Genomic DNA, 25,252 nt, shown 5'->3' with positions numbered 1-25,252 from the left:
GCGAGCGGGCTTCCTGATAGGGAGGAGCCGTGGAGTTCCGCATCATGGGCCCGCTGGAGGTCCGCGACACCGACGGCAAGAACTGCACCCCGACCGTGCGCAAGCATCGCGATCTCCTGGCGATGTTCCTGCTCAACGCGGGCCGGCCGCTGACGGCCGAGCGGCTGCGCAGGCTGCTGTGGCCGCACGAGGGCGGCGACCGGTCCGACTCGCTCGTCCGGGGGTACGTGGGGCAGCTCCGGCGGCTCATCGGACAGGGGACGATCACCACCGTGTCCGGCGCGTACCTGCTGAACCTCGGCGACGGGCAGCTCGACGTCGATCGGTTCCGGCTGCTGGTGGACCGGGGCGCGTACGAGGAGGCGCTGGCCCTGTGGCGCGGCGAGGCGCTGGACGACGTGGACCCCGAGGGCGAGCGGTGGGTGGAGACCCGGCGGCTGCGCGAGGAGCTGGAGGAGCTGCGGCTCCTGGCGCTGGAGCGCCGAGTGCAGGCCGACCTGGACGCCGGGCGCCATCGCGACCTGCTGGCCGAGCTGCGCCGGCTGACACGGCAGCACCCGACGTGGCAGCGGTTCCGCGGCCAGTACATGCTGGCGCTCTACCGCAGCGGGCGCCGGGTGGACGCGCTGGCCTCGTACGCGGTGCTGCGCGACCAGCTCGACGGCGGCCACGCCATCGAGCCGGACCCGGAGCTCCAACTGCTCTACCATCGCATGCTGCACGACGACGCCTCGCTGCACGTGTCGGCCGGGCCGCCGGTGCTGCTGCCGCCCGACGTGGCCGACTTCACCGGCCGGGCCGAGTTGCTGGAGGACGTGGCGGGCGGCCTCGTCGTGGTGCACGGGCAGGCGGGGGCGGGCAAGTCGGCGCTGGCCGTGCACGCGGCGTGGCGGCGGCGCCCCTACTTCCCCGACGGCATCCTGTACGCCGACCTGCGCGAGACCACGGCCCCGGCGGCCGTGCTGGAGGACTTCCTGCGCTGGCTCGGCTGCCCGGCCCAGGCGATGCCGGCCGCGCCTGAGCAGCGCGAGCGGCTGTTCCGCACTTACACCGCCAACCGCAAGCTCCTGGTGGTGCTGGACAACGCCGCCGGCGAGGCGCAGGTGCGGCCGCTGCTGACCTCGTGCCCGACGATCGTCACCAGTCGTTCCCCGCTGGGCGGCCTGCCCGGCGCGCGGCGGCTGCCGGTGGGCGTGCTGGACGACGGTGAGGCGGTGGAGCTGCTGGTCAAGAGCTCGGGCCGGGCGGCGGACGGCGCCTTGCGGCGGCTCGCGCGCTTCTGCGGCGGCCTGCCGATCGCCCTGCGCATCGCGGGCTCCCGGCTGGCGGCCCGCCCCGAGTGGACCGCCGACTATCTGGTGGGTCTGCTGGAGGACGAGCACCAGCGGCTCGACCGGCTGCGCGCGGGCGACCTGACGGTACGCAGCGTGTTCGCGATCGGGTTCGACGGGCTGCCGGAGGCGGCGAGCCTGACGTTACGCGGGCTGGGCGCGCTGTCCGCGCCGGACTTCGCCGACTGGGTGACCGAACTGTTCGGCGGGCAGGCGGAGGCGCTGGTGGACGCGGGCCTGCTGGAGACGCACGGCGTGGACGCGGCCGGGCAGGTGCGCTACCGGCTGCACGACCTGACCCGGCTGTTCGCGCGCGAGCAGCCGGCACCGGGGACGCTGGCGAAGCTGGCGGACACGGCGCTGTCGCGCGTGCGGGCGTCGCGGTTCCCGCTGGTGTCGGGAGATCCGGCCACGGCCGTGGCGACCAGGGACATCAGGGAGTCGGTCGAGTGGCTGGCGGCCGAGCGGGCGTTCCTGGTGAGCCTGGTCGCCGACCTGGGCGCCGCCGGGCTGGACGACGGCTGCTGGCGGCTGGCCCACCTGCTGACGCCCTACCTGGAGCGGCACCGGTTCCTGGACGATTGGCGGGCCTCGGCGGGGCTTGCGATGGAGTCGGCGCGGCGGGCGGGCGACGGCCTGGGCGAGGCGCTCATCCTGCTGGACCAGGGTGACCTGCACCTGGCCGAGCGGGACTGGCAGCGGGCCGAGGAGCGGCTCCGGCTGGCGGTGGAGATGTTCCGGAGCCGGGGACACGCCCGCGAGGTCGCCCACGCCACGCGCCGGCTCGGCCGCGTCCACCTGGAGCTGGGCCGCCTGGCGGAGGCGGAGCGCGCGCTGCTGGCCTGCCTGGACGCGGCGGAGAACCAGCGCGACGCCGCCGACGCCGAGCAGGTGCTCGGTGTCATGCTGCGCCGCGCGGGCCGGCTGGACGAGGCCGCCGACCGACTGCTGGCCGCCGCCGGTCGCCTGGCCGAGCTCGGCGACCGGCACCGGCAGGCCGACACACTGCTGGAGCTGTCGGCCGTACACCTGGCGCAGGGCGCGCGACCGGACGCGCGCGCCGCCGCCGAACGGGCCCGGAGCATCGCCGTACGACTCGGCGACCGGCTGCTCGACGCGCAGGCCCTGCTGGCCCTGGCGAAGGTCAACCGTTCGGAGGGCGCGACCGTACGCTCGCGCGAGCTGGCCCGGGCGGCGCTGGAGGTCTTCGAGGAGACCGGCGACCGCCAGGGCGGCGCGAACGCCAGGTCCCTGCTGGCGCTGCTCTGAGCTGCCGGGCTCGGTCAGCCGACGCAGCCGGGGACGCTGTTGGGTGGGGCGCAGTTGTTCGGCCGATTGCCCCTGACCACGCTGTCGCTCAGCGTGACCGCGCCGGACTCTTCGAAGATGCCGCCTCCGTCGCCGGCTGTGTTGCCGGTGACGACGCTGTCGGTCAGGCTCGCCGAGCCGATGGCGTTGAAGAGGCCACCGCCGCGGGCCGTGCCGGGGCCCAGAGCTGTGGCGACATTCTTGATGATCTTCGATTGGCTGCTTGTCAGGGTGCCGCCGGCGGAGTTGTCGATGCCGCCGCCCACGGCGCTCCTGCCATGAGGGGCACTGACGGCGTTGCCGATCACCGCACTGTCGCGCAGGGTGAGCTGACCGCCTGGGCCGATCCGGATCCCGCCGGCCAGCGCGTTGCCGCCTTCGGCGATGGCTCGATTGCCGGTGACGTGCGTGCGGGTCATGAGCATGGTGCCGGTGTACGCGACTCCGCCGCCGGTCACGGTGCCACGCCAGGCACTCGCGGTGTTGCCCCGGATGAAGGTGTCGGTCACGGTCATGTCGACCGCGCTGGTCAACGCGCCCCGCGCGGTGCCGCCCGGGGCACTGGCGCGGTTGCCGCTGATCGTGCTGTGGACGATCGTCGTGGCGGCGAAGGCGGCGTGGCCGGCGCCGAAAGCGAAGCTGTCGCGGGATCTCCTGGTGACGTGGACGGTGTTGCCGGTCACCCGGCTGTGCCTGACCGTCATCGGCCCGTCGTTGGCGATCCCGCCGCCCGCGGCGGCGCTCGGGTCGGTGCCGGTGTAACTGGCGGTGTTGTAGCTGACGTCGGTGTTGTACAAGGTCGCGGTGCCGTCGCTGTCGATGCCGCCGCCCTCGGCGAAGACCCCGGACGTGGCGGTATTGCCGATCACCCGGCTGTGGTTCACCGTCAGGGTGCCTTGGTTGTTGATGCCGCCACCGCAGACCAGCCCGGGAGGATTGGGCGGGGCCGGCGCACCGGGGCAGTCCGTCGCCCTGCCGCCGCTGATGGTGATCCTGTTGAGCGTGAGCGTGCCCGTGCCGGCCACGAGGAGGATGCGGAAGGCGGGGGCGGTCTTGACGCGCGTGATCGCCGCGCCGTTGCCGTTGATCGTGATGTCGCTGGTGATGGCCGGCAACCCGGTGGCGGGGTTCGCGGTATCAGGACGCACCAGGCGGTAGTGGCACCTGTGGGAGAGGTTGAGCGTGTCGGGGCCCGGCGAGTTGTTGGCGTTCCTGATGGCCCTGACGAGGTCCGAGACCGAGCACCTCACGGACACGGTGGCGGCGTCGGCGGGCAGGGCCGGGAGCGTCACGACGCCGGCCGCCAGGCTCGCCGCGACCAGGAGCCGGGCCGGAAACGCTCGCCGGACGTTGCGGGCCGGACCCTGCGCGCGGAATCTCTGCCAGGACATCAGGGAACTCCTCTTTCCTCTGCACCGGAGCACACGGTTGCTCCACAGATGGGTTCTAGCAGTAGCTCTTTGTGAGGTAGATGTAACCCTGAGTACGGGCGTGTCGCGACGGCCGTCGGCTGATCCTTCCCATGTCCTCGCACGCGGCCATGCAGATCCTCCGGCATTCGTCAGAGACGGCTCAAGCGACTCGGACATCGATACGCTGATCTCCATGGGCGACGGCGACGTGTCTCTGCGACCGGCGGACGTAACCGCGGCGTTGGACACGGCTCTCACTGCGCTGAGAGCTGTGGGCGCCAACCCGGTATATCGCGTGGTCGGCACGAGTGCCGCTCTTCTGCAAGGCGTCCATCTCCCCGTCGGGGACATCGACCTCCTGGTGACTCGACGAGAGGACGTGAACGCGTTCGCTGCCGCACTCTCATCGTTTCCCTGCCTCTACGCCGCCTCTTGGCTTCCCGAAGCTTCGCAGTACTTCACCGATTACGACGTGAACGGCGTCGCCGTAGGCATGAGCACCATGGAAGAGCAGGTCGACTCAGATGGGATGGAATGTGCTGGTCACGGTCCGTGGCGGCACTACGTCCTGATCAGGTGCGGCTCTCATCGTGTCCCTGTGGTCCGCCTGGAACTACGGTTGATCACAGAGCTCCTGAGAGATCGGCCTGATCGATATGAGCCTCTCCTCGACCACCTGGGTACGCATGGGTTTGATCCTGATCTTCTGCAGCGGGCGATGACTGCTCGCCGTTTGCCGGCGGAACGCCGACGACTGGTCCAAGAGCTCCTCGCGCGCTCTTCCCCCAGCTCCCGCTGACTCGGTCCTGCCGGGAAAATCGGTCGACAGGCGAGCCGCGGTGCACTGCGATGGTTCAGCCGCCCGCCGCACGGAGCGGGCCGATCGCAGGAGTTCTCGGCAGCCGTGAGAACGACGGACACCCGCCCCACGATCGATGCCGCGCTGGTCAGGAAGCTGGTCGATACGCAGTTCCCGCAGTGGGCCGCGTTGCCGCTGGAACTGCTGGATCCGGCCGGCTCGGACCATGTGATCTACCGGCTGGGCGAGCAGCTGTCCGTCCGGTTGCCCCGCCACAGCGGCGCCATCGGACAGGCCGAGAAGGAGCTCGAGTGGCTGCCCCGGCTCGCCCCGCGACCACCCCTGGCCATCCCGGTGCCGGTGGGCGTGGGTGAGCCCGGCTTCGGCTATCCGTGGCGGTGGGCGGTGTCCTCTTGGCTGGAGGGCGAGGTGGCGACCGTCGAGGCACTGGCGGACTCGTCCACGGCCGCCGTCCGACTGGCGGAATTCCTGGCAGCCCTGCGACAGTTCGCGCCCGAGGACATCCAAGCCCTGGCGACCCCTGAAAGCCTCCAGGGCCGGCCGTTGGTGGACCGGGATCGCGCGACGCGAGCCGCCATCGCCGAGGTCGGCGGCGTGTTCGACGCCACCGCCATGACCGAACTGTGGAACGCCGCCGTGAACGCTCCCGGATGGGACCGCCCTCCGGTCTGGTTCCACGGCGACTTCCACACCGGCAACCTGCTGACCGTCGACGGCCGTCTCAGCGCGGTGATCGACTTCGGCGGGCTCGGCATCGGCGATCCGGCCTGTGATCTGATGATCGCCTTCACCCTGATGTCGGCCGGCAGCCGGGCCGCCTTCCGCGCCGCGCTCGACGTGGACGACGCCACCTGGACCCGGGGACGCGGCTGGGCCGCCCGCTTCACCCTGGGTCGGCGCAGAGCTGGGAGGTCAGAGCGGTGCGGGCCCACTCTTCCCACGTGTCCGGCGACCAGCCGCGGTCGCGGACGAAGATCAGGTAGAGCTGCGGGCTGAGCAGGCCGAACAGCAGGTCAGCCGCCATCTCGACAGAGAGGCCGGGCCGGGCGTCGGGCTTGCCGGCCAGGGCCTCGGCCGCCGCGTGCTGCACGGTGTAACGCGGGTCGGGGCCGTCCGGCCACTGCGCGGCGATCTCAGGGTCGGTGGCCGCGGCGGCCGCGATCAGCGGCATGATCGGGGCCACCCGGCCCAGGATCTCGTGAGTGCCGCGGATGTGCGCGCGCAGCTGCCCCGCCGCGGTGGGCTCGGCGCAGGCGGCGCGGAACCACTCACGATCCATGATGGCGACAGGCTGGGTGTCCCCGGCGATGGACGTGTCCACCACGTCCTTGAACAGCGTGCGCTTGTTGCGGAAGACGAAGTAGACCGTCTGGACGGCCACGCCCGCCCGGTCCGCGACCTCCTGAAGGCTCGTCGCCCCGTACCCCTGCGCGACGAACAGCTCGCGAGCCGCCTCGATGACCTTCGCCCGGGTGCGCCGTGAGCGCTCGGCTCGCTTGTCGGGCCGATTGACTCTTTCCATAGTGCGAGTATAACTTTAGAGACCAACACTAGAGTTTGACTCTAGCTTCTTGGAGGAGACGATGAACCACCCCAAGCCGGGCCCGACCTCGACACTGCGAGACCAGGAGGAGGAGTCCGTCCATCGCGCGCTGGAGGGCTACTACCGTGCGGGCAAGCCGCCGTGGGACACCGGCGTGACGCCCCCCGAGCTGGTGGCCCTGGTAGAGGGGCACGGCGCACCGCCGCCCGGCCGCGCCCTCGAACTCGGCTGCGGCACGGGGACCAACGCCATCTACCTCGCCCGGCACGGCTGGGAGGTGACGGCCGTCGACCTGATCGACAGCGCCGTCGACCAGGCCCGGGAGAAGGCCGAGGCGGCTGGGGTGGCGGTGCGACTGCTGCACGGAGACGCCACCCGCCTCGACGAGCTGGACGCGCCCGGCCCCTTCGACCTGTTCTTCGACCTGAGCTGCTACTGCGGGATCCCACTCCACCGCCGCGACGCCTACGCCGCCGGGCTCACCGACCGCGCCGCTCCCGGGGCACAGTTGCTGATGTTCGGGTACGGCCCCGAGCCGCTCGGCAATCCGACCACCGAGGTCACGTCGTGGGCGGCGGGCGTCACCGCCGACGAACTCCACGCCAGGTTCACCGGCTGGGAGGTAATCGACGTCACACCGGGCACCAACTCGGTCCCGACCTTCTGGTTCACCCTGCGCCGCGACGCCTAGCGGTATCTGGTCGCCGGTTCCATCGTCGGCGGCGTCACGACTGTGCCGAAAAGGCCCCTTCCCGATCGTGGGAGGTGGCCTTTGACCTGGAGTGGAGTCGCGACTGCGCGTCTCATCCGAAGAGTCGCGCCGAACGCTCAAAAAGCTTGGTAATCATCTGGACTCGTAGCGGCATCCCGCGCCGACGAAGGTGAATGAGGCCCGTTCCCCGATCATGGGGAATGGCCCTTGACGTGGGCCGATGACTTACGCCTCCTCCGTCGCGCCCTGCGTGCGGACGTCTGACGCGCCGAAGCCGCCTCCGGCTCCCAACCAGACCACCGAATCAAGGCGATGGAGACGCCCAGGAGGACCGTGAACCCACCCGCGAGAGCGTTCAGCCCCCCGAGGCCTACCTCTCCGTCTGGATCGCCGATCCCGGCAGGTCGGCCTTCGGCCCAGTCCGCCATGGCCCACGCCTGCGTCGCTACAACCACACCGAACACGATCGTGGCCGCAGCCAGCACGTAGCCGGGAGGGCGCGTCCACGACCGCATCGCGACAAGCACGATGCCGATCAGCAACCCGAGCGGGACGGTCACGAGCTGCCCCAAGTTCAGGCCTATCAGGGCCGAGAGACGGACGTGCTCGAAGTCGCTGCCACGCTGAGCCCACAGGAACGGGATCGTCATGACGCCGCCGCTGATGAGACCGACTGCCAATAACCTGAGCACCGCCACGCGCACCATGATCGTGGACGTGCTCGCCTCTGCGCCACCTCAGCCGTACTTTGCAGCTGCACAAGATTGAAAAGGCCACTTCCCGATCACGGTAGGTGGCCTAAGAACACGGACCGGAACTCGAGTCCCGCTGCTCAGAGCAGATCTGCCCCAAGCGGATCGTGTCGACCTCGGTCCGGATCGCCTCACATGATGGGCTCATGAGCGGAGAATCGAATCTTCCACTGTTCAATTCGCGGGTCAGACGCGAGCTCTACGACCAGCGCGTGCTCGTTCTCGACGGCCCTCTCGATGACGACAACGGGACACTGCTGGCCACGCAACTGATAGCGCTCGCGACGCAGGACGCCTCGGCGGACATCGCATTGTGGATTCACTCGCCGGGTGGGTCGGTTCCCTCGATGCTCGCGATCCGCGACATCATTCGACTCATTCCCTGTGACGTGTCGACCCTCGTGCTGGGCATCGCTTACAGCGCCGGGCAGTTCTTGCTGTCATCGGGCGCCCGAGGGAAGCGTCGCGCCCTGCCACACGCACGTGTCCTGATGCACCAGGGCTCGGCGGGAATCGGTGGCACCGCAGTCGACATCGAACTGCAGGCCGGCGACCTTCGGCATACTCGCGACACGGTGCTCGGCCTCATCGCCGAGGACACGGGGCAGTCCGTCGAGCGCATATTCGAGGATTCTCTGCACGATCGCTGGTACACGGCGCGAGAGGCACTGGACTACGGCTTCATAGATGCGATCGTGCAAAATTTCGACGAAATCGCGCCGCGCAATCGCCCACGGCTCGGATTCGACGTGACCGAAGGAGGCGGCCAGTGAGCACGTATACGATTCCCAATGTCATCACGCAGAATTCTCGTGGCGAGCGCATCATGGATGTCTACTCGCACCTGCTCACCGAGCGGATCATCTATCTGGGCACCGCGATCGACGCAGGCGTCGCCAACGCTCTCATCGCCCAGCTGATATTTCTCGAGTCGGACAACCCCGATGCCGAAATACAGTTCTATATCAACTGCGAAGGCGGGGATCCGAGCGCGATGCTCGCAATATATGACACCATGCGTCATATCCGCCCCCGGGTTTCGACCACCTGCGTCGGACAGGCCGTCGCGGTGGGTGCCGTCCTACTTGCCGCGGGCGCCGAAGGAAAACGTGCCGCTCTCCCGCACGCACGAGTGATCCTGCACCAACCAGCCGCTCAGGGACGCGGCACGATCCCCGATCTCATCTTGCAGGCTGACGAGGTCGTCCGTGTCCGAGCGGACATCGAGCGCATACTGTCGCGGCACACCGGCCAGACGATCGAGACCCTACGCGCCGACACCGATCACGATCGCGTGTTCACCGCGACCGCTGCCTTGGAGTACGGGCTCCTCGATCAGATCATCGAGGAGCGTTCATAGGCCGGTGGATGACCCACGCTACGCGGCCAGGGCATACGCCGCCGAGCAGGTAGCACCTCTCGACGTGCTGTTCTGAGCAGAACGCAAGCTCTCGGCAACGGCGAGGGTCAGATCGACCAGGGTCACGTCCAGCGCGCCGGCGACCGCGGCGATCATTTCACTCGACGGCTCTTTGACGCCTCGTTCCATCTCGGAGAGATACTGAGGCGAGACCCCGGCGCGACGTGCCGTCTCGCTCAACTTCTCGCCCCGCTCGTGACGAAGCCCTCTGAGACACTCACCGAGCACGTGCCGCCACAGCGGCTCGCGCTCCGGAGACGGCTTGAAGTTGGTCCGATCGATCGCTGAACGTAGCGGCGGGATGGAAGGGGCCATGCCTCACCTTAGACAGGTGCCGCGTTCGAAGTCGGCCTGATCCGCGCAGAGCGGAATCGTCCCCGTCTCCTCCCGTCCGGCCGACAACGAATCACGCGGCGGTTCTGTCTGTGGTCGTATGCACGTTGACCACAGGTCAGCCGCTCACGCCGACGCCAAGGTGGATCCGGCCGACCCCATCCAGCGCCAGTTCGTCCCCGGCCATGGGGGAGCATTCCCGGATGTTCATGGTCGGCAGTTGGTCTTCCGTCGAACCGGTCCGCGGCGTCGTGGGGTTCGGCAAGGGAAAGATCCGCCTGTCGAAGTGGGGGATGAAGGCGAACATCAAGCCGCCGCCAGCCGATGAGACGGTGCAGTGGAGGAACTGCACGACCGATCGGACCCGCTGGACGGAACCTCCCGGGGCGAGCATCATCCTGGAGCCGGTATCCGTCCGAGGCGTAGATTGACGGAGTGAGCCGGATCCGTCGCGTTGTCGCACTGGTAGTGATCGCGATGGGAGTAGTCATTTCCGTGTTGTGCGAGCCGGTGATGTTCCTGCTGGAACGGATCCGCTGGCCGAGAGGCCGTGGCCGACACTCCACAGAAGCGGCTCTTCCATCCTCTCCACCCACGCGGCTTCCGCACGAAACCGGCCCTTAGCTGAGATCGCTTGCTATGCGGGTCCGGCCGTGGTGGGCTCCTGCCGTGAGCAAAGTCTGCTACCCCGGCGAGCTCGCGCTTCCTCTTGCCTTCCCGGACCGCCGCTTCCGCCTCTGGAGCTATGTGCCCACGCACAGTGGCCTCGTCGTGCGGTCGGAGTTCGAGCCTGACACGCCCCATGTCGAAGTGCTCTTCCAGGTCGTCCACCTGATCAACCTTCCGACCAGGATGAACGGGCTCGTAGTCGCTGTCGGAGAGGACAGTGGAGCGTCGGGCGTGACATTCATCGTGAGCGGCGATGACTTCTCGGGCCACGTCATCGCGAGTTACCTATGTCTTGGCGTAGAGGAACGATCAAAATACAGTCCGAACTCGATCTTCCACGGCTTGCTGAGCAGTGAATTCCCGCCCGAGCCACGCGCTCCCGCCTGATCATCTGGAGCCGGAGCGCCCCACCGGAGGCACTATCCGCGGCGGCCGGTCCGGGTCCGGGAACAGCTCATCGAGCTGGACGGCGGGGAGATGCGCCTGTGCCCGGTCAAGTCCAAGACCGGTCGCCGTACAGTCGGCATCCCGGTAGTGAACGTTTCGGCGCTCTCCGAACATCTCGCGTCGTATGTCGAGCCAGAAGAGGACGCGTTCGTGTTCCTCGGCAAGCTGGGCGGGTTCGCGCGCTCATCTTCCCCGTCCCCGGCTGTGCGCCACGGTGCGGGCTGTTCGTGCTCCTGGTGGACGGTCTGTGGTCGGTGGCCGACCCCGGCCGCGCGCACCTTGCACGACCGCCTCGCTGGTACTCGGGTCACTGCCCTGGATGTTCAGGCGCAACGGCGGCGGGGATGCGCAGCACGACTGAACGTGTGCTAGGTTGAATCCAGTTGCAGTTGTGGTACCCATAAGAACTTGTGTGCACCTGACGGTATGTAGCCTCAGGTGCATTTTATGTTTTCCGGTGTCCTCCGGGTGTGGGCCTATCGCGGCGACGCGGAGTTCGTCCAATGCGGATTTCGGCTTTGCACCTATCAAAAGGAGATCAACATGGCTTCTGGCACCGTGAAGTGGTTCAACGCGGAAAAGGGCTTCGGCTTCATCGAGCAGGACGGCGGCGGCGCCGACGTCTTCGCGCACTACTCCAACATCGTCTCTCAGGGCGGCTACCGCGAGCTGCGCGATGGCCAGAAGGTGACCTTCGATGTCACCCAGGGCCAGAAGGGGCCGCAGGCGGAGAACATCGTTCCCGCCTGACACTGACGCACCACGCAGCTGGGGCCCGCGCCGTAGGGTGTGGGCCCCACCGCGTTGCTTTTGTGGTACCCAACGTGCCGTGACGGCCTCACCAAGCCGCGCAGGACAGCATGTCTGTTCTTCTGCCGCACACCGGATGGACCACTAATGGCCCCGGTTCGGGCATAAGTCCGCTCCAGCCCTCTGACCGGCATCGCAGCCGCCGTTCTTTCCGGCGAATGCCGACCATTTCGACGCACGAGGCCAGGCTGTTTTCCGCCGGCCCGGCTCGTCTTTTCTTCGGCTCGTGCTCGCTGTTCTTTGTGCGCTCATCGCGCCGAGAATCACTTGACACGTGCCGCATCGAGGAAGGTTCTGCATGAACCATGCAACTCGCACGCACGGCCGCTACTCCCCCACCCGCACGGGCAGCTCTGCCAACGCCGGCAAGGGTGACCGATTCGGCTCGCCCGCTCGGGGCCGTTCAGGCGCCCCCAGCCGTTCCAGTGGTTACGGGCGGCGTCCCGCCGCTCCTCAAAGGGAGTTCGCACTGCCGGTGACCGTCACCCCGGCCCTGCCCGCAGCCGCGACATTCGCTGAACTCGACATGCCGCCCGCGCTGATGAAGACGCTCACCAGCCAGGGTATGAATGAACCGTTCCCGATCCAGGCGGCCACGCTGCCGAACTCCCTGGCCGGCCGGGATGTCCTTGGGCGGGGCCGCACGGGGTCAGGCAAGACACTCGCCTTCGGCCTGGCCCTGCTCGCCCGTACTTCCGGCCAGCGTGCCGAATCCCGGCAGCCGCTGGCTCTGATCCTCGTTCCTACGCGGGAGTTGGCCCAACAGGTCACCGACGCGCTCACCCCGTACGCCCGGTCACTGAAGCTGCGGCTGGCCACCGTCGTCGGCGGTATGTCGATCGGCCGGCAGGCCAATGCGCTGCGTGGTGGTGCCGAGGTCGTCGTTGCGACCCCGGGACGGCTCAGGGATCTCATCGAGCGCGGCGACTGCCGCCTGGATCAGGTCGGCATCACCGTGCTGGACGAGGCCGACCAGATGGCCGACATGGGCTTCATGCCTCAGATCACCCACCTGCTCGACCAGGTGCGTCCCGGGGGCCAGCGGATGCTGTTCTCCGCCACTCTGGACCGCAACGTCGACCTATTGGTACGCCGCTACCTGACGGACCCGGTGGTCCATTCGGTTGACCCCTCGGCGGGCGCGGTCACCACGATGGAGCACCACGTGCTGCACGTCCAAGGCGCCGACAAGCAGGCCACCACTGTGGAGATCGCTGCTCGCGACGGCCGGGTGATCATGTTCCTGGACACCAAGCACGCCGTGGATCGGCTCACCGAAAAGCTACTGAACAGCGGCGTACGCGCCGCCGCGCTACACGGGGGCAAGTCCCAGCCCCAGCGCACCCGCACCCTCGCCCAGTTCAAGACCGGCCACATCACGGTGCTGGTGGCGACCAACGTCGCGGCCCGCGGTATCCACGTCGACAACCTCGACCTCGTCGTCAACGTCGACCCGCCCAACGACCACAAGGACTACCTGCACCGCGGCGGCCGCACCGCCCGCGCCGGCGAGTCCGGCAGCGTCGTCACCCTCGTCCTGCCCAACCAGCGCCGTGACATGACCCGCCTGATGGCCGACGCCGGTATCGTCCCGCAGACCAGCCAGGTCCGTTCGGGCGAGGCCGAACTAGCACGTATCACGGGCGCCCAGGCTCCCTCAGGGATCCCCGTGACCATCACCACACCGGTTGCAGATCGTCGGGCGGGACGGAACGGCCGCCGATTCAGGTAGCGGTGGATCACCGCCCGGCGGAACAGGACCTCGAAGACGTCGATCAGCGAGTGTAGCTGCAGTCTGCAGCTACACTAGATCGAAAAGGCCACTTCCCGGTCACGGGATGTGGCCTTCGACATGCGGTGGAACCTAGGAGATTCGAACTCCTGACTTCCTGCTTGCAAATCGGCCCGATTGTGGGCCGTACGAGCTGTGAGCTGGGTAGCAGGTTCTCCGGGAGTGACCGTGACTGACCGCCGTTGACCGCCCTTAAGGGCCCGCTAATGGCCCGGCGGCCATCCCGCTTCTTCCTCGCGACGTGGGATCCTCAACGCATGCCCACGATCATGAACAGCCTTCCCGATCCTCTGCCTGAGTTCTCTGACTGCGGTTGCTCGGACATCTACTACTGCTCACGGTCCGGCGAGGTCGAATGCCCCCGACACAGCGGCTTCGATGTCTGCTGCGACGCACTTGATCAGCACATCCTGCTCCACGCGTGATCACCAGTTGGAAGACTGTGGTGCGCGACCCCGGTGATCCGCTGTCAATACTCAAAAAGTCACGCGATCGTCGACACTATTCGGATGCCTCTGCAGCAAGAAATTGCACGGTCCGCCGGACACCCCGTGAGAGGTTAGGCCCTGTGAATCGGGCCTTCCTGCCTATCGCTGCACCGCTTTAGTTGGTTGAGAGCGGTGGGGGCGTGGTGTGAGCATCAGGGTCAGCAAAATGGAAGGCGCACGCACAGTCGAGGGCTTCCTCGGGTGAGCCTGAAGGGTAGCCGCTGGGCAGGAGGCTGTCCTGGTAGGTGCCCCCGCCAGGAAGGTAGATTGCGAAGCCCCAGGTGTCCAGGAGGCCGTCAAAGCGCAGGCGGCACAACGGCGCATAGGCACCGCCGTGCATGCGAGCTTCGACATAAGCGAATCCGCCACGGAAACGCACGTCGATCCCGGACAACTGCCAGCGCGAACGAGCGTGGTCGTTTAGGCGCTGACGCAAGTGACGTTTCATCGACTCAGGCGGATTCTTCGGCATGCCGCTCATCGTGCCCTCCAAGAGATCAACCACGCTGCTCGGTGAGCCAGGGTGAGGAACGAACCCTGGATCGTCGATCGCCCCCGAGCACGTACGGTGTCCAGCCATGCTGTGGCGATCGTCGGGCTGCATCTGTGCGGCGGTGTGGCAACCCCGGTCGGCGCGTTCGGGAAGTGCGGCGGGCCGGCGTGCGGTGCCCGGCCCGGTGTCCCGCCGCCGTCCGGGACCGGCCCCCAGGCCGCATGCCCGGACGGCGGGCGGGCGGAGGGCCGGGGTACGGCGGCGCGCCGCGCCGCCGCTTGATACCTAAGAGATCAATTCGGCAAGTTTTCCAGTGCAAGTGCCCAGGGGTAGGTGTCGATGCGTTCGGCGCCGGAGCTTGGTGGGTGGGGTTCGAACTGGCCGGGGCCGAGTAGTACGTGTACGCCTTCGGCGCGGAGCTGGTCGATGCTGCGTTGGAAGGGGGTGCGTGAGGCCAGGGCGGTGTTGACGAAGGGCAGGATGACGACGGGGATGCCGAGGCCGGGGGCTTCGGACAGCAGCCCGAGCGCGTAGGTATCGGCGATGCCTTGGGCGAACTTGTTGATCGTGTTGTAGGTGGCTGGCGCGACGATGATGGCGTCGGCACGGGGTGACTTCGGTTCGTCGGGTTTGCGGTACTGGCTGCGGACAGGCCGGCCGGTCTGCTTCTCCAGTTCGGCAACGTCGATGAAGTCGAGTGCGGGCGGGGTGGCGATGATCTGGACGGTCCAGCCGGCGTCTTGGGCGAGGGTGACGAGGCGGCCGACGTCGGGGGCGGGTCCTGCGGCGCAGACGATGATGTAGAGGACCTTGCCGGGTTGGGTCACGCGTTGACTCCCAGGGTTGCCGCGTATTCGCGGGCTTCGCGGCGGACGCTGATCGGGGCGGTTGCCAGGATGTCACGTACGAGCCGGAGAGCTGTGGGGCGGCCGGTGACTTCTTCGGGGGCGATCTCGCCTGCGGCGCGCAGGATGTGCAGGGCTTTGTCGTGCTGGTTGCGCATGAGGAAGGCGCGGGAGGTGTCGAGGAGCAGGGTGGCCTTGCGTTCGTTGATCGGGAGTTGGCCCAGCTCGACCTGGCGGGCGTAGTCGATGGCGGTGCCGGCGTCGCCGAAGCGCAGGGCGACATTCACGCGGTGGCACAGGACGTTGTTGGGACCGAATGCGGTCCACATGTGGTTGGCGTCGTGGCCGAGTCTTGTTCCTGCTTCGGCGGCTTCGTCGAGGAGTTCGGCGGTGTTGTGGCGGTTGCCGGTGCTGGCGGCGGCGATGGCTCCACGCAGCAGCAGTGATCCGTAGATGGACAGGTCGTCCGGGGAGGGTGCGGAGAGATCGGCGTCCATGCGTTGGGCTGCGCCGCGTGCGGTGTCGGTGGCGGCGAGGTGGTGGCCGCCGTCCATGAGGGCGTGGGTGATGATGCGGGAGCTGGATCCGATCATGAGCGGGCTCTGACTGGCGTGTGCGGCTTGGACGCTGCGGTCTGCGGCGAGCCAGGCGAGGCCCTTGTCCTCCTGTTTGAGCAAGATGGAGGCGGTCACGTGGTATGCCTCGGCGGCCAGGGCGTGGGCTCGTAGCCGGTCATCGCCGTGCAGGGATGTGCAGGCGGCGCGGAGCTTGCGCAGGAGGGTGGGCAGTTTGGCGGTCACCTGGGCGTACCGGCACGCTTGGTAGTTGCGTTTGGCGGCCGAGACGGCGTCGGCAAGGGATGCGAGGTTGATGGGGTCGTCTGGCGGGGTGGAGTAGTCGACGAGTGTGGCGGCGATCTTTTCGAGATCGAGGTCCGCGGTTCGGGTGGTTCCCTGTGGGGCGAGTACGGCGCTGAAGAGTGCTGCTCCGGTCAGGCCGACGAATTCACGGCGTCGCACGTCCGTCTCGTCCTCTCCTGGTCCGACGAGATCCACAACGCTTGGTGCTTTTGTGACGCTGTCGACCATTGTGGAGGTCTTTGTGAGCGTACGTGCGCGTTTGGTGGGGGTGAAGCCCAGGTCTTCCGGGTCGAGGTGGGTGACCTCGGCCAGTGCCAGCCGGTAGGGCTCGCGGGGCCATGTGACCTCGCCTGCTTCCCAGCGGCGTATGCGTTCCTCGTCGCAGGTCAGGGCGTGCTTGATTCCGCTCTTGCTGAGGTTGACCATTTTGGCCATTTCGGCTCGGGTCAAACCGGCATTCTGACGCCAGTCCGAAGTCGCTTATTTGGTGTCGCTTCGGGCATTTCTGGCCTTCTTTCCGAGCGAAGATCGAAAAGGGGTTAAGAGGGGGGCCTATCGGCGGGTCCCCTCATTCTGCTTTGCCGGTGGACTTGCCATCAATCAACAAGGTAAGTGCAGCGGACTTCCGCCGTAGGGAGTACCGGAAACGACTCGCGAGGAGATGGCGACGGTGACCCGGCCAGAGAAGAACTGCGAGACAGGCCCCTGCCCGGCGTGCCGGGGACGCGGTTACAAGCTCAAAGGCTCGTGCCGCGCCCTCCTGATCGGCACTGGCGGAGAGGGGGCGGAAGAGATCGAGGAGCGTAAGTGTCTCGACTGCCTCGGCGAAGGCCAGGCCGAAAGGAACGAGAGATGAATCCGATCATGCTGGCGGCCACGAACGGGCTCGGGCAGCAGAGGGACGGGCGCGCCCTGGCCCAGTTGCGCGAGCGACTCACGAGCCTCGGCGTCGAGGCCGAGTTGCTGCCGGACAACAGTGCGCTCATCGTGCGCCGACCCGATCCGGGGCTGCCGGTGTGGGTGTTCGTCGGGTACGGCGGTGCGTACTTCTCCTGGCAGAGCGCCGAGAAGCGGCATCCGGTCGGGGATGTGGAGGGGGCGGCGAGCGTCTTGGCGGAGTGCGCCGCCAAGTAAGAGGCCGGCGCGGCGAGGTGGCGCCAGTCCCCGTTCGGAGGGGTACGGGGCGGTCCTTCCCAGCCTCGTCGCGTCTCATCGCCCGGCAGGTGGTCGAGTCCATGCCCATGGAGGGTCGCCCCCGTTCCTCCGCGACTGCCTGCCGGGCCTTCTTCCCGCACGTCAGCGGAATGCGTGGACGGAGCGGACTGATCCAGGTTACGCTCAGACTTGGTAAAACAACCTGTCGGGTGTTGGACGGTCAAAATGTCACTTGAGTCCGTACCGCCGAAGTATGCGCAGCTTGTGCAGGCCCTTCAGCGGCGTATCGAGTCGGGAACGTACCCACCGGGCTCCCTCCTGCCCAGTGAACACCAGCTCATCAAAGAGTTCAGTGTGTCCCGGCCTACCGTGGTCGCCGCGCTGCGGGTGCTGCGTGAGCAGGGCTGGATCGACTCCCAGCAGGGCAAGGGCCGTTTCGTACGTGGCCGTCCCGCGATGGCGTCGATGGAGTCCAACCGGCCCGGACAGGCGTACCTGGCCAACCCGGAGACCGATACTCCCGGTGAGCTGGTGGAGGCGGGCGCGGTGACACCGTCCAACCGGGTGGCGTCGCTGTTGGAGATGCCGTCCAAGAGCAGGGCGTTCCTGCGTCGGCGCCTGGTGGCCGGTGACGGTGAGCCGACTGAGCTGGTGTCGTTGTGGTTGCCCTTGGAGTTGTCGGAGGGCACGGACTTGACCAGTGGTGAGCCGTTGCGGGAGGGCATCCGTGAGCATCTGACGTCGCGCAAGGGGGTGCGCTTCGATCACATCGTGGAGCAGATCACCGCGCGCATGCCCACCGGCCAGGAGGCCAAGCAACTCGGCATGCCGAAGAACGTGCCGCTCCTGGCCGTGTTCGGGGCGGTCCGGGACGCTTCCAGCCGGCCGCTGGTCGTGGTTGAGGTGCTGCTTCCCGCTGACCGGCACGAACTTGAGGACGCCTACCCGGTCACATGAGCTCTCGCGTCCGGCCTTGTCGTTGCGCTAGCTCGGATCGTAGTGTCTACCGGCAATGGGTACCGAGGAAAAAGCCGAGACGACTGAAACGCTTTTCCATGCCTTTGAGCAAGGGCAGGTTCGTCGGGGCCTGGTGCGATCCATCGAGCGGTTTGGTGTGTTCGTCGACCTCGACGGCGCCGAAGGTTTTGTGAACGTGGCCGAGCTGTCGTGGCGGCGGTTTGAGGACACCGGTGAGATCGTCCGGATCGGCCAAGAGGTCGTCGGCATGGTCCTGCATGTGGATCTCGAACGTGAGCAGGTGAGTCTGTCGCTCAAGGCTCTGCAAGATGACCCGTTGGTGGAGATCGCGAGGACACGACTGGGCGAGGTGATCACTGGCCCGGTGACCAAGGTTGTTCCGTTCGGCGTCTTCGTCAAGGTGGTCGATGGCCTCGAAGGGCTTGTCCACATCTCGGAATTCTCGGACGGTCGGGTATTGACCGAGGGCGAGGAACTAACGGTTCGCCTCTCCGATATTAATCTTCTCCATCATCGCCTAAGACTGACGCTGGCCTAGCAAGGGCAACTCCTCACAATGGCCCTGGCAGCGGCGTTCTTGTCTACTTGTTTAGCGTTCCCATAAAGGGAAAAGCGGGCAAATGAGAGAAATTTGCACCGCCTTCCACCTCTTCGTTTCGACTTTTCGGCAAGTCACTTGACGCAGCAAGTTTGAGCGACCTACTCTCGGAGCATCACTTGACAGGTCAAGTGACTGTCATCCAAGAAAGGAGCCATTATGGCTCTGCAAGGCCCCATCCCCGTCACCTTCGCCATGGTCTTCCCGCACGGCTGCTACGTCGTCGGGCAGGTCGAGCCGGTCAAGGACTTCGACGCCTCGACCAACGGCCGCTTCGTGCAGTCCCGCGACAAGCAGACCAATGAGCTGGTCTGGCAGGTCGCGGTCCTGGACGGTGACCCGGCCCTCAAGCCCGCTCAGAAGACGGTGGCGGTCAAGATCCTCGCCCCGGTCCAGCCGGTGCCGCCGCAGCCGATGCCGGGGCTTCCGTTCACGCCCGTCGAATTCGACGGCATCTCGGTCACGCCGTACGTCAACGGCAACGGCCGCCTCGCCTACTCCATCAAGGTGCGCGAGATGCACGCTCCCCACCAGCCCACCGCCCCGGCCAAGGCCGGAAAGGACGCCGCCTGATGACCCGACGCCGTACCCCTCGCACCAGCGTGATCCGGCTGACCACCGGCCACGCCGCCCGCACCCTCAACCACCCGTCCGTCCGGCGTGAGCCCGTCCTGGCGCTCGACTTCGGCGCCACCTCCGTCCTGGTCACCACCGGCGGCCCCGTGACGGTGGAGGACCTGGAGTTCGCGCGCCAGCTCGCCCGCGAGGCCCACCGCTTCGCCCGCTCCCTGGAGCGCAGCTTCTACGGCCTGCCCGACGGACGCGGGGTGGCGGCATGAGCGAGCACCGGCCCTACACCTACGTCACCGTGTCCCTGCGACCCGACTCCGAGCCGCACGTCGGAGTCTCCTTCCACACGCCGCGCCTGCAGATCCGCGCCGGACTGCTGACCAGCACTCCCCGGCCGTACCTGGAGTTCGCCTCCCAGGAGGCCGACGTGCACATCTCCACCACCGGAGCCGGGCCGGTCACCGACGCGGACCTGGCCGTCGCCCGCGAGATCTTCAACGCCGCCGCTCGCTACCTGGCCGACTGCGAGTGCCTGCACGCCGAACAGCCGGCCAAGGACGCCACCGACACGGCGGCCTGACACCTGAGGCGGGGCCGCTGGAAGCGGCAACTTCCGGCGGCCCCTCGGTTCTCCCACGACTTGCTCCATCACGAGAGGTTCCCAGCTTATGTTCAAGCGGCTGCCTGGCGACGAGGCGCGCAACCTCGTCTCCACCACGCCCGACACGGCCGTCGTCTTCCGCCCGGCCGTGATCAAGACTCCCGCCATCTTCACCATCGTCATCCTGGCCTGGCGCATGTTCGCCGGGCTCGTCCGAACGATCTGGCGCCACCCCATCGCGGCCACCATCCCGGTAGCCCTCGGCGTCACCTGGTACGTCTACGACTGGCCCATGGCGGCATCCCTGCTCGGCACGGTCATCCTGGCCCTCGCCTCATGGGCGTACATCGACCGGGCGTCCTTCAACCGCCTGATCGGTTACCGGCTGCTGGCCTGGTGGCGGCTCACCTGGATCTACCGGCGACACTGGCAACCCGTCCTGATCGTCTCCGGTCTCGGCCGCCACATCCGGGGCCGTGACTACCTGCCCCGGCTCGGCAAGGTCACCTGCACATCTTGGGCCGACCAGGTCACCGTGCGCATGCTCAAAGGCCAACCGGTCAAGGACTGGACCGACCGCACCGACCATCTTGCCCAAGGCTTCGGCGCCGCATCCTGCCGGGTGACGCTGACCCAGGCCGGACACCTGACGCTGACCTTCCCGCGCAGCGATCCGCTCTCTGAGCCCCTACCGGCCCTGTCCATCCCCATCGAACCGACCGTGGGACCGGTTGAGATCGGCACCCGCGAAGACGGGCGACCGTGGCGGCTCAAGGTGCACGGGACACACGTTCTCGTCGCGGGCGCGACCGGGGCCGGCAAGGGGTCGATCATCTGGTCCGTCATCCGCTCCCTGCTCCCTGCCGCCAGTGTGGGCCTGGTCGAGTTGTGGGCGCTGGACCCGAAACTGATGGAACTGTCCTACGGCCGCGCCCTGTTCGGCACGCGGTACGCAGCCACGCCTGAGGAGTGCGCCGACCTGCTGGACGAGGTCGTCGCCGTCATGCAGAAACGAGCCGCCCGTTTCGCCGGGCTCCAGCGCTCCCACACGCCCACGGTCGATGATCCGTTCGTCCTGGTCGTGGTCGACGAGGTGGCGTTCCTGACCGCCTACCAGTCCGACCGGCAGCTACGGCAACGCATCTCCTGCGCCCTCGCCACCCTCACCACCCAAGGCCGCGCGGTCGGCGTCGGCGTCCTGGCCGCACTCCAGGACCCGCGCAAAGAGGTCATGAACATCCGCAACCTGTTCCCCGACAAGATCGCCCTCCGGCTGGACGAGTCGGAACAGGTCGACATGGTCCTCGGCGACGGCGCCCGCGACCGGGGAGCCCTGGCCGACCGCATCTCACCCGTCCCCGAACGAGGCGCGGGCGTCGGTTACGTCCGGCTGGAGGCCAGCCCCGAACCCATCCGGGTCCGCGCCGCCTACGTCTCCGACACCGACATCCACGCCATGGTCGACGCCTACACCCCGTACGGGAGCGCCGCATGAGGATCTGCGCCGAGTCGGAGGTGAGCTCTGATGCGTGAGCTGCTGGAAGAGCTGCGCTGCGCCACCTGCCACACCGTGAACGCTCTCTGGCTCGACCCGGTCCGTGCCCTGGTCGAGTGCCGCGCCTGCGGCCAGATCGCGCTCATCGTCCTTGACATCAACGAAGGGAGGTTCACATGACCCATGCGCACGACCGCGCACTTCCCCGGGCCGTCCGCCAAGCCATGCCGATGGCCCGGGATGTGCTCGAAGAGGTCGCCAAGCTCCACGGCGTCTGCATCCGGCCCATCCCGCTGCGGCGACTCGACACCGTCACCGGCACCTCCGAGATCATCGACGTGCCCTGCGGTTCCACCCTGGACAGCAAGTGCCCTCCCTGCGCCAAGCGCAATCGGCAACTCCGCATGGCCCAGTGCCGCGAGGGCTGGCACCTCGACACCGAACCGGCCATCGCCCCGGACGAGGCCAGCGAGGAACAGCGCCGACTGATCGAGTTCCGCGCCGACATGCAGGCCAAGCGCGATGCCGCCGAGCAGGCCGGCGACGACACCACCGACCTGGACGCCGTTCTCGCGAGCTTGGACGAGGAGATCAACGCCGCTGGAATGCGGGGCAGCGTCACCGGATCCGCGGTGCCCAAGCGCACCCGATCGACCCGGCGTCGGCAGGACGCCCCGAACCTGCCCAAGCGCAGGATGACCAGCACCACCCTGGGACGCACCTTCACCGGCTCCGATGGCAAGGTCTATCGGCCGTCACTGTTCGTCACGCTCACCCTGCCCAGCTATGGCAAGGTCCGTGACGGCATCCCCGTCGATCCGAACACCTACGACTACCGGCGCGCGGCTCGGGACGCGCTGCACTTCTCCAAGCTCATGGACCGCTTCGTGCAGAACCTGCGCCGGGTCGCAGGCTATGACGTGCAGTACTTCGCCGCCGTCGAACCTCAGAAGCGGCTGGCCCCACACCTGCACATGGCCATTCGGGGCACCTTGCCACGAGCGGAGATCAAGCAGATAGCCGCCGCCACCTATCACCAGGTGTGGTGGCCACAGGCCGACGAGGTGCGCTTCGACGGCGATCACCTGCCCGTCTGGGACGAGGAGGCCGGCTACCTCGACCCGGCAACCGGCCAGGTCCTGCCCACCTGGGACGAGGCCCTCGACGCCCTGGACGAGGACGCCGAGCCCCTCCACGTGCTGCGCTTCGGTGAGCAGGTGGACGTACAAGGGGTCCTCTCCGGCACCCCGGACGCCGACCAATGCATCCGCTACCTGTCCAAGTACCTCACCAAGTCCCTTGGTGAGACCCTCGACAGCGGCCAGGCCCAGCGCGAGCACGCGGCCCGCATGCTGGACGCCCTGCGCTACGAGCCCTGCTCACCCACCTGCCCGAACTGGCTGCGCTACGGCGTCCAGCCCAAGAGCGCCAAACCCGGCATGACACCCGGCCACTGCCGTGGCAAGGCCCACAAGCCCGAACACCTCGGCTACGCCGGACGCCGCGTCCTGGTCTCCCGCAAGTGGAGCAACAAGACCCTCGCCGAACACAAGCAAGACCGCCGTACCTGGATCCTGCAAGCCCTCGGCCAAGCCGATGAACCCACCGACCCACACCGCTACATCTGGCGACCGGTCCCGGCCGGAGACGCCAACGTGCCGTCCCTCGCCGTCCGCCTCCTCCGATCCGTCCACGTACGCCAACGCTGGCGAGCCCACCTCAGAGAGCTGGAAGCCAGAGCAGACGGCCAAGATCTTTCGGCAACGCCGGACGCGGCCTGAGAAGGAACACCATGGAGCAACTTCTCACCGTCCCTGAAATCGCCGAACTGCTGCACACCTCGGAGCGCTTCGTCCGCCGCCTGATCGCCGAACGCCGGATCGAATTCGTGAAAGTCGGGCGTCATGTCCGCATCCGAGAGTCCGCGCTGATCGCGTTCGTCGTCGCCGGAACCGTCACGCCGATGACGACCGACACCGTTAAGAGGAGGGCTGCCTGATGGCCAACAAAGACGGACACCGGCGTTTCGGCAATATCCGCAAGCGCGAGTCCGGCCGGTTCCAGATTCGCTATCCGGGACCGGACGGGCGTCTGCGGACCGGGGCCACGACCTATGCCACTAAAACCGAGGCCGACCGTGCGCTGCGGTCCGAACGGCTGGAGCATGGCGTATCGATCTCGACGGTCGCCAAGGCTTACCGGTTCCTGCGGGCCGTTCTGATGACGGCGGCGGAAGAGGACAAGTTGATCAGCCGCAACCCCTGCCGGATCAAGGGCGCCGACAATGAGCACACACCCGAGCGTCCCGTGATCACGGTGTCTCAGGTGTTCGAACTCGCCGACCGGATGGCCGACAGGCGGTTTCGAGCGCTGATCTTGCTGGCCACGTTCGCAAGCCTGCGATGGGGTGAGGTGATCGCACTTCGACGGCATGACCTCGACCTGGTGGCGCGCACGGTCCGGGTCCGGGAACAGCTCATCGAACTGGACGGCGGGGAGATGCGCCTGTGCCCGGTCAAGTCCAAGGCCGGTCGCCGTACGGTCGGTATCCCCGCAGTGATCGTTCCGGCACTCATCGAACATCTCGCGTCCTATGTCGAGCCAGAAGAGGACGCGTTCGTGTTCCTCGGCAAGCTGGGCGGGTTCCTGCGGGGCAGCAACTTCCGGCGTGCCGCGAAGTGGGGTGAGGCGCTCAAGGAGATGGGGCTCGCCGGCCTGCACTTCCACGATCTTCGCCACACGGGCAACACGCTGGCCGCGCAGTCAGGGGCGAGCCTGGCCGATCTCAAAGCACGGATGGGGCACGACAGCGATCGGGCGGCGCTCATCTACCAGCACGCGACCAAGGACGCTGACCAGCGGATCGCGGATGCGCTCAGCGCTCGTGTGGAGGCCGAAAGAAAGAGGCTGGACCAGGATGGCTAATGGCCCGTTAATGGCCCGAACACCCCGTCACAAGATCAGTGGCGGGGTGTTCTACCTGGTGGAGCCTAGGAGATTCGAACTCCTGACTTCCTGCTTGCAAAGCAGGCGCTCTGCCAGCTGAGCTAAGGCCCCTTCGAACAATGAAGATAGCCTACCGAACCGGCGCCGGTATCCGCGCGCCTCCCAGGTCGCCGCTCAGGATCAGCTCCGGCAGTGCGCCGACGGACGGTAACACGTGGGTGGCGCCGCCGCCGACGAGGCGGTCTCGGCTGTGGCCGCTGTCGGTGAGGATGCCGGCCACGACGACGGCGCCGGCGCGGTGGCCGGCGAGCATGTGGCTCTCGGAGTCGCCGGCGACGGCCACCTGACGGACGTCGGGGATGCCGAGGCGGAGGACGGCGTGCAGGACCATGTCGGGCCAGGGGCGGCCGCGGCCGCCCGCGTCTTCGGGGCTGATGGCCAGGTCGATCTTGTCGTGCCAGCCGAGGATGCCGAGGACGCGGCCGAGGGTGGTGCGGCTGAAGCCGGTGAGCAGGGCCAGCCGGATGTCGGAGCCGCGGAGCTTGTCGAGGACCTCGACGATGCCGGGGGCGGGGGTGAGGCCGGAGCGTTCGAGGGCGCCTTCGTAGGCGCGCTCAAAGGTCAGGTTGGCGGCCTGAGCCCGGGCCTCGTTCTCCGGGAAGATGCCCCGGAAGACGTCGATCTTGGGTTGCCCCCGGGACCGGTGCACGTGCACCATGGCACGTGCGTACGCTCCGGTCCCGGGGACTATGCCCTGGGTGGCGATCGCCTCGGCGAACGCGCGCTCCACCGTGGCGATGTCGCCGACCGTGGTGCCTGCCAGGTCCAGGCACACCAGCTTGATGGGGACGATGTCACTCATCGCCTCGCCGGT

The 25,252-nt window shown here is 67.7% G+C and carries 28 protein-coding genes, 1 tRNA gene and 1 pseudogene; 20 read left to right on the top strand and 10 right to left on the bottom strand.

Annotated elements, in window-relative coordinates:
- Positions 1-29: 29 nt before the first annotated feature.
- Complete coding sequence (locus tag KME79_RS26635; protein ID WP_219546824.1) at positions 30-2,600, top strand: AfsR/SARP family transcriptional regulator; 2,571 nt, start codon at positions 30-32, stop codon at positions 2,598-2,600.
- A gap of 14 nt (positions 2,601-2,614) precedes the next feature.
- Here the strand turns inward: KME79_RS26635 and KME79_RS26630 are convergent, their stop codons facing one another.
- Positions 2,615-4,030: an autotransporter outer membrane beta-barrel domain-containing protein gene (locus KME79_RS26630; protein ID WP_219546823.1), complete on the bottom strand. Its 1,416-nt coding sequence runs from the start codon at positions 4,028-4,030 to the stop codon at positions 2,615-2,617.
- Positions 4,031-4,244: 214 nt separating this feature from the next.
- Here KME79_RS26630 and KME79_RS26625 point away from each other — a divergent pair, with 214 nt between their 5' ends.
- Positions 4,245-4,850, top strand: a complete 606-nt coding sequence (locus KME79_RS26625; protein WP_219546822.1) for a hypothetical protein — start codon at positions 4,245-4,247, stop codon at positions 4,848-4,850.
- Positions 4,851-4,955: 105 nt separating this feature from the next.
- Entirely contained in the window at positions 4,956-5,867 is a 912-nt protein-coding gene (locus tag KME79_RS26620) for an aminoglycoside phosphotransferase family protein (protein ID WP_219546821.1), read from the top strand.
- On the opposite strand, the gene KME79_RS26615 is transcribed toward KME79_RS26620, so the two are convergent.
- A complete protein-coding gene (locus tag KME79_RS26615) occupies positions 5,755-6,393 on the bottom strand; it encodes a TetR/AcrR family transcriptional regulator (protein WP_219546820.1) in 639 nt (212 codons plus the stop codon). The genes KME79_RS26620 and KME79_RS26615 overlap by 113 nt on opposite strands.
- A gap of 61 nt (positions 6,394-6,454) precedes the next feature.
- Between KME79_RS26615 and KME79_RS26610 the strand changes: the two genes are divergently transcribed.
- Positions 6,455-7,105: a class I SAM-dependent methyltransferase gene (locus KME79_RS26610; protein ID WP_148035884.1), complete on the top strand. Its 651-nt coding sequence runs from the start codon at positions 6,455-6,457 to the stop codon at positions 7,103-7,105.
- A 212-nt stretch (positions 7,106-7,317) separates the two neighbouring features.
- On the opposite strand, the gene KME79_RS26605 is transcribed toward KME79_RS26610, so the two are convergent.
- Positions 7,318-7,824, bottom strand: a complete 507-nt coding sequence (locus tag KME79_RS26605; protein ID WP_219546819.1) for a hypothetical protein — start codon at positions 7,822-7,824, stop codon at positions 7,318-7,320.
- Between the two features lie 200 nt (positions 7,825-8,024).
- Between KME79_RS26605 and KME79_RS26600 the strand changes: the two genes are divergently transcribed.
- Both KME79_RS26600 and KME79_RS26595 read left to right on the top strand, forming a co-directional pair.
- Complete coding sequence (locus KME79_RS26600; RefSeq protein WP_219546818.1) at positions 8,025-8,651, top strand: ClpP family protease; 627 nt, start codon at positions 8,025-8,027, stop codon at positions 8,649-8,651.
- Positions 8,648-9,238 carry a ClpP family protease gene (locus KME79_RS26595; RefSeq protein WP_219546817.1) on the top strand — a complete coding sequence of 197 codons (591 nt, stop codon included), beginning with the start codon at positions 8,648-8,650 and terminating at the stop codon, positions 9,236-9,238. Before KME79_RS26600 ends, KME79_RS26595 begins: the two co-directional genes overlap by 4 nt.
- An 18-nt stretch (positions 9,239-9,256) precedes the next feature.
- Here KME79_RS26595 and KME79_RS26590 read toward each other — a convergent pair whose 3' ends face one another.
- Positions 9,257-9,613 (bottom strand): helix-turn-helix domain-containing protein, encoded by a 357-nt coding sequence (locus KME79_RS26590; RefSeq protein WP_219546816.1) that lies wholly within the window; start codon positions 9,611-9,613, stop codon positions 9,257-9,259.
- A 136-nt stretch (positions 9,614-9,749) separates the two neighbouring features.
- Positions 9,750-10,028 carry a hypothetical protein gene (locus tag KME79_RS26585; protein ID WP_219546815.1) on the bottom strand — a complete coding sequence of 93 codons (279 nt, stop codon included), beginning with the start codon at positions 10,026-10,028 and terminating at the stop codon, positions 9,750-9,752.
- Positions 10,029-10,300: 272 nt separating this feature from the next.
- On the opposite strand from KME79_RS26585, the gene KME79_RS26580 reads away from it, so the two are divergent.
- From KME79_RS26580 to KME79_RS26570, 3 genes are all read left to right on the top strand, one after another.
- Positions 10,301-10,687 carry a hypothetical protein gene (locus tag KME79_RS26580; protein ID WP_219546814.1) on the top strand — a complete coding sequence of 129 codons (387 nt, stop codon included), beginning with the start codon at positions 10,301-10,303 and terminating at the stop codon, positions 10,685-10,687.
- A gap of 603 nt (positions 10,688-11,290) precedes the next feature.
- Positions 11,291-11,497, top strand: a complete 207-nt coding sequence (locus tag KME79_RS26575) for a cold-shock protein (protein WP_219546849.1) — start codon at positions 11,291-11,293, stop codon at positions 11,495-11,497.
- A 535-nt stretch (positions 11,498-12,032) separates the two neighbouring features.
- Positions 12,033-13,289, top strand: coding sequence for a DEAD/DEAH box helicase (locus tag KME79_RS26570; protein WP_372452472.1), 1,257 nt, complete (start codon positions 12,033-12,035; stop codon positions 13,287-13,289).
- 663 nt (positions 13,290-13,952) lie between these two features.
- Here KME79_RS26570 and KME79_RS26565 read toward each other — a convergent pair.
- The 3 genes and pseudogenes from KME79_RS26565 to KME79_RS26555 form a co-directional block, all read right to left on the bottom strand.
- On the bottom strand, positions 13,953-14,309 hold the full coding sequence (locus KME79_RS26565) for a hypothetical protein (RefSeq protein ID WP_219546813.1): 357 nt from the start codon (positions 14,307-14,309) through the stop codon (positions 13,953-13,955).
- Between the two features lie 314 nt (positions 14,310-14,623).
- Complete coding sequence (locus tag KME79_RS26560; protein WP_219546812.1) at positions 14,624-15,157, bottom strand: flavoprotein; 534 nt, start codon at positions 15,155-15,157, stop codon at positions 14,624-14,626.
- Positions 15,154-16,494 (bottom strand): annotated as a pseudogene (locus KME79_RS26555) (NsdA family TPR-like regulatory protein); the annotation flags it as partial. The gene KME79_RS26560 and the pseudogene KME79_RS26555, both read right to left, overlap by 4 nt.
- Positions 16,495-16,887: 393 nt before the next feature.
- On the opposite strand from KME79_RS26555, the gene KME79_RS26550 reads away from it, so the two are divergent.
- From KME79_RS26550 to KME79_RS26500, 11 genes are all read left to right on the top strand, one after another.
- Positions 16,888-17,169, top strand: coding sequence for a hypothetical protein (locus tag KME79_RS26550; protein ID WP_219546811.1), 282 nt, complete (start codon positions 16,888-16,890; stop codon positions 17,167-17,169).
- A 246-nt stretch (positions 17,170-17,415) separates the two neighbouring features.
- Complete coding sequence (locus tag KME79_RS26545) at positions 17,416-18,147, top strand: GntR family transcriptional regulator (RefSeq protein WP_246640477.1); 732 nt, start codon at positions 17,416-17,418, stop codon at positions 18,145-18,147.
- A gap of 55 nt (positions 18,148-18,202) precedes the next feature.
- Positions 18,203-18,706 (top strand): S1 RNA-binding domain-containing protein, encoded by a 504-nt coding sequence (locus KME79_RS26540; protein ID WP_219546809.1) that lies wholly within the window; start codon positions 18,203-18,205, stop codon positions 18,704-18,706.
- A gap of 219 nt (positions 18,707-18,925) precedes the next feature.
- Entirely contained in the window at positions 18,926-19,339 is a 414-nt protein-coding gene (locus tag KME79_RS26535) for a plasmid replication, integration and excision activator (RefSeq protein ID WP_219546808.1), read from the top strand.
- Positions 19,339-19,605 (top strand): hypothetical protein, encoded by a 267-nt coding sequence (locus KME79_RS26530; RefSeq protein ID WP_219546807.1) that lies wholly within the window; start codon positions 19,339-19,341, stop codon positions 19,603-19,605. Before KME79_RS26535 ends, KME79_RS26530 begins: the two co-directional genes overlap by 1 nt.
- Positions 19,602-19,916: a hypothetical protein gene (locus tag KME79_RS26525; RefSeq protein WP_219546806.1), complete on the top strand. Its 315-nt coding sequence runs from the start codon at positions 19,602-19,604 to the stop codon at positions 19,914-19,916. The genes KME79_RS26530 and KME79_RS26525 overlap by 4 nt, the downstream gene beginning before the upstream one ends.
- An 88-nt stretch (positions 19,917-20,004) precedes the next feature.
- Positions 20,005-21,432: an FtsK/SpoIIIE domain-containing protein gene (locus KME79_RS26520; RefSeq protein WP_219546805.1), complete on the top strand. Its 1,428-nt coding sequence runs from the start codon at positions 20,005-20,007 to the stop codon at positions 21,430-21,432.
- A gap of 30 nt (positions 21,433-21,462) precedes the next feature.
- Entirely contained in the window at positions 21,463-21,612 is a 150-nt protein-coding gene (locus tag KME79_RS26515; RefSeq protein WP_219546804.1) for a hypothetical protein, read from the top strand.
- A complete protein-coding gene (locus KME79_RS26510) occupies positions 21,609-23,213 on the top strand; it encodes a replication initiator (protein ID WP_219546803.1) in 1,605 nt (534 codons plus the stop codon). The genes KME79_RS26515 and KME79_RS26510 overlap by 4 nt, the downstream gene beginning before the upstream one ends.
- An 11-nt stretch (positions 23,214-23,224) precedes the next feature.
- A complete protein-coding gene (locus tag KME79_RS26505) occupies positions 23,225-23,431 on the top strand; it encodes a helix-turn-helix domain-containing protein (RefSeq protein WP_219546802.1) in 207 nt (68 codons plus the stop codon).
- Positions 23,431-24,357, top strand: a complete 927-nt coding sequence (locus KME79_RS26500) for a tyrosine-type recombinase/integrase (protein WP_219546801.1) — start codon at positions 23,431-23,433, stop codon at positions 24,355-24,357. The genes KME79_RS26505 and KME79_RS26500 overlap by 1 nt, the downstream gene beginning before the upstream one ends.
- A gap of 56 nt (positions 24,358-24,413) precedes the next feature.
- Here KME79_RS26500 and KME79_RS26495 read toward each other — a convergent pair.
- Both KME79_RS26495 and KME79_RS26490 read right to left on the bottom strand, forming a co-directional pair.
- Positions 24,414-24,489 (bottom strand) — tRNA-Ala (locus KME79_RS26495).
- Positions 24,490-24,508: 19 nt separating this feature from the next.
- Positions 24,509-25,240, bottom strand: coding sequence for an HAD family hydrolase (locus tag KME79_RS26490; protein ID WP_219546800.1), 732 nt, complete (start codon positions 25,238-25,240; stop codon positions 24,509-24,511).
- Between the last annotated feature and the right edge of the window lie 12 nt (positions 25,241-25,252).

Origin of the sequence: Nonomuraea harbinensis (genome assembly GCF_019396385.1) — a bacterium.
Lineage (GTDB): Bacteria > Actinomycetota > Actinomycetes > Streptosporangiales > Streptosporangiaceae > Nonomuraea > Nonomuraea ferruginea.
This window is presented reverse-complemented; position numbering and strand designations above follow the sequence as displayed.

Excerpts from the sequence above, each read along its gene's own strand:
- KME79_RS26630 (WP_219546823.1), bottom strand. The coding sequence starts at position 4,030 with ATGTCCTGGCAGAGATTCCGCGCGCAGGGTCCGGCCCGCAACGTCCGG.
- KME79_RS26625 (WP_219546822.1), top strand. The coding sequence starts at position 4,245 with ATGGGCGACGGCGACGTGTCTCTGCGACCGGCGGACGTAACCGCGGCG.
- KME79_RS26615 (WP_219546820.1), bottom strand. The coding sequence starts at position 6,393 with ATGGAAAGAGTCAATCGGCCCGACAAGCGAGCCGAGCGCTCACGGCGC.
- KME79_RS26610 (WP_148035884.1), top strand. The coding sequence starts at position 6,455 with ATGAACCACCCCAAGCCGGGCCCGACCTCGACACTGCGAGACCAGGAG.
- KME79_RS26600 (WP_219546818.1), top strand. The coding sequence starts at position 8,025 with ATGAGCGGAGAATCGAATCTTCCACTGTTCAATTCGCGGGTCAGACGC.
- KME79_RS26590 (WP_219546816.1), bottom strand. The coding sequence starts at position 9,613 with ATGGCCCCTTCCATCCCGCCGCTACGTTCAGCGATCGATCGGACCAAC.
- KME79_RS26585 (WP_219546815.1), bottom strand. The coding sequence starts at position 10,028 with ATGATGCTCGCCCCGGGAGGTTCCGTCCAGCGGGTCCGATCGGTCGTG.
- KME79_RS26575 (WP_219546849.1), top strand. The coding sequence starts at position 11,291 with ATGGCTTCTGGCACCGTGAAGTGGTTCAACGCGGAAAAGGGCTTCGGC.
- KME79_RS26565 (WP_219546813.1), bottom strand. The coding sequence starts at position 14,309 with ATGCCGAAGAATCCGCCTGAGTCGATGAAACGTCACTTGCGTCAGCGC.
- KME79_RS26550 (WP_219546811.1), top strand. The coding sequence starts at position 16,888 with ATGAATCCGATCATGCTGGCGGCCACGAACGGGCTCGGGCAGCAGAGG.
- KME79_RS26545 (WP_246640477.1), top strand. The coding sequence starts at position 17,416 with ATGTCACTTGAGTCCGTACCGCCGAAGTATGCGCAGCTTGTGCAGGCC.
- KME79_RS26540 (WP_219546809.1), top strand. The coding sequence starts at position 18,203 with ATGGGTACCGAGGAAAAAGCCGAGACGACTGAAACGCTTTTCCATGCC.
- KME79_RS26535 (WP_219546808.1), top strand. The coding sequence starts at position 18,926 with ATGGCTCTGCAAGGCCCCATCCCCGTCACCTTCGCCATGGTCTTCCCG.
- KME79_RS26530 (WP_219546807.1), top strand. The coding sequence starts at position 19,339 with ATGACCCGACGCCGTACCCCTCGCACCAGCGTGATCCGGCTGACCACC.
- KME79_RS26525 (WP_219546806.1), top strand. The coding sequence starts at position 19,602 with ATGAGCGAGCACCGGCCCTACACCTACGTCACCGTGTCCCTGCGACCC.
- KME79_RS26520 (WP_219546805.1), top strand. The coding sequence starts at position 20,005 with ATGTTCAAGCGGCTGCCTGGCGACGAGGCGCGCAACCTCGTCTCCACC.
- KME79_RS26515 (WP_219546804.1), top strand. The coding sequence starts at position 21,463 with ATGCGTGAGCTGCTGGAAGAGCTGCGCTGCGCCACCTGCCACACCGTG.
- KME79_RS26510 (WP_219546803.1), top strand. The coding sequence starts at position 21,609 with ATGACCCATGCGCACGACCGCGCACTTCCCCGGGCCGTCCGCCAAGCC.
- KME79_RS26505 (WP_219546802.1), top strand. The coding sequence starts at position 23,225 with ATGGAGCAACTTCTCACCGTCCCTGAAATCGCCGAACTGCTGCACACC.
- KME79_RS26500 (WP_219546801.1), top strand. The coding sequence starts at position 23,431 with ATGGCCAACAAAGACGGACACCGGCGTTTCGGCAATATCCGCAAGCGC.
- KME79_RS26490 (WP_219546800.1), bottom strand. The coding sequence starts at position 25,240 with ATGAGTGACATCGTCCCCATCAAGCTGGTGTGCCTGGACCTGGCAGGC.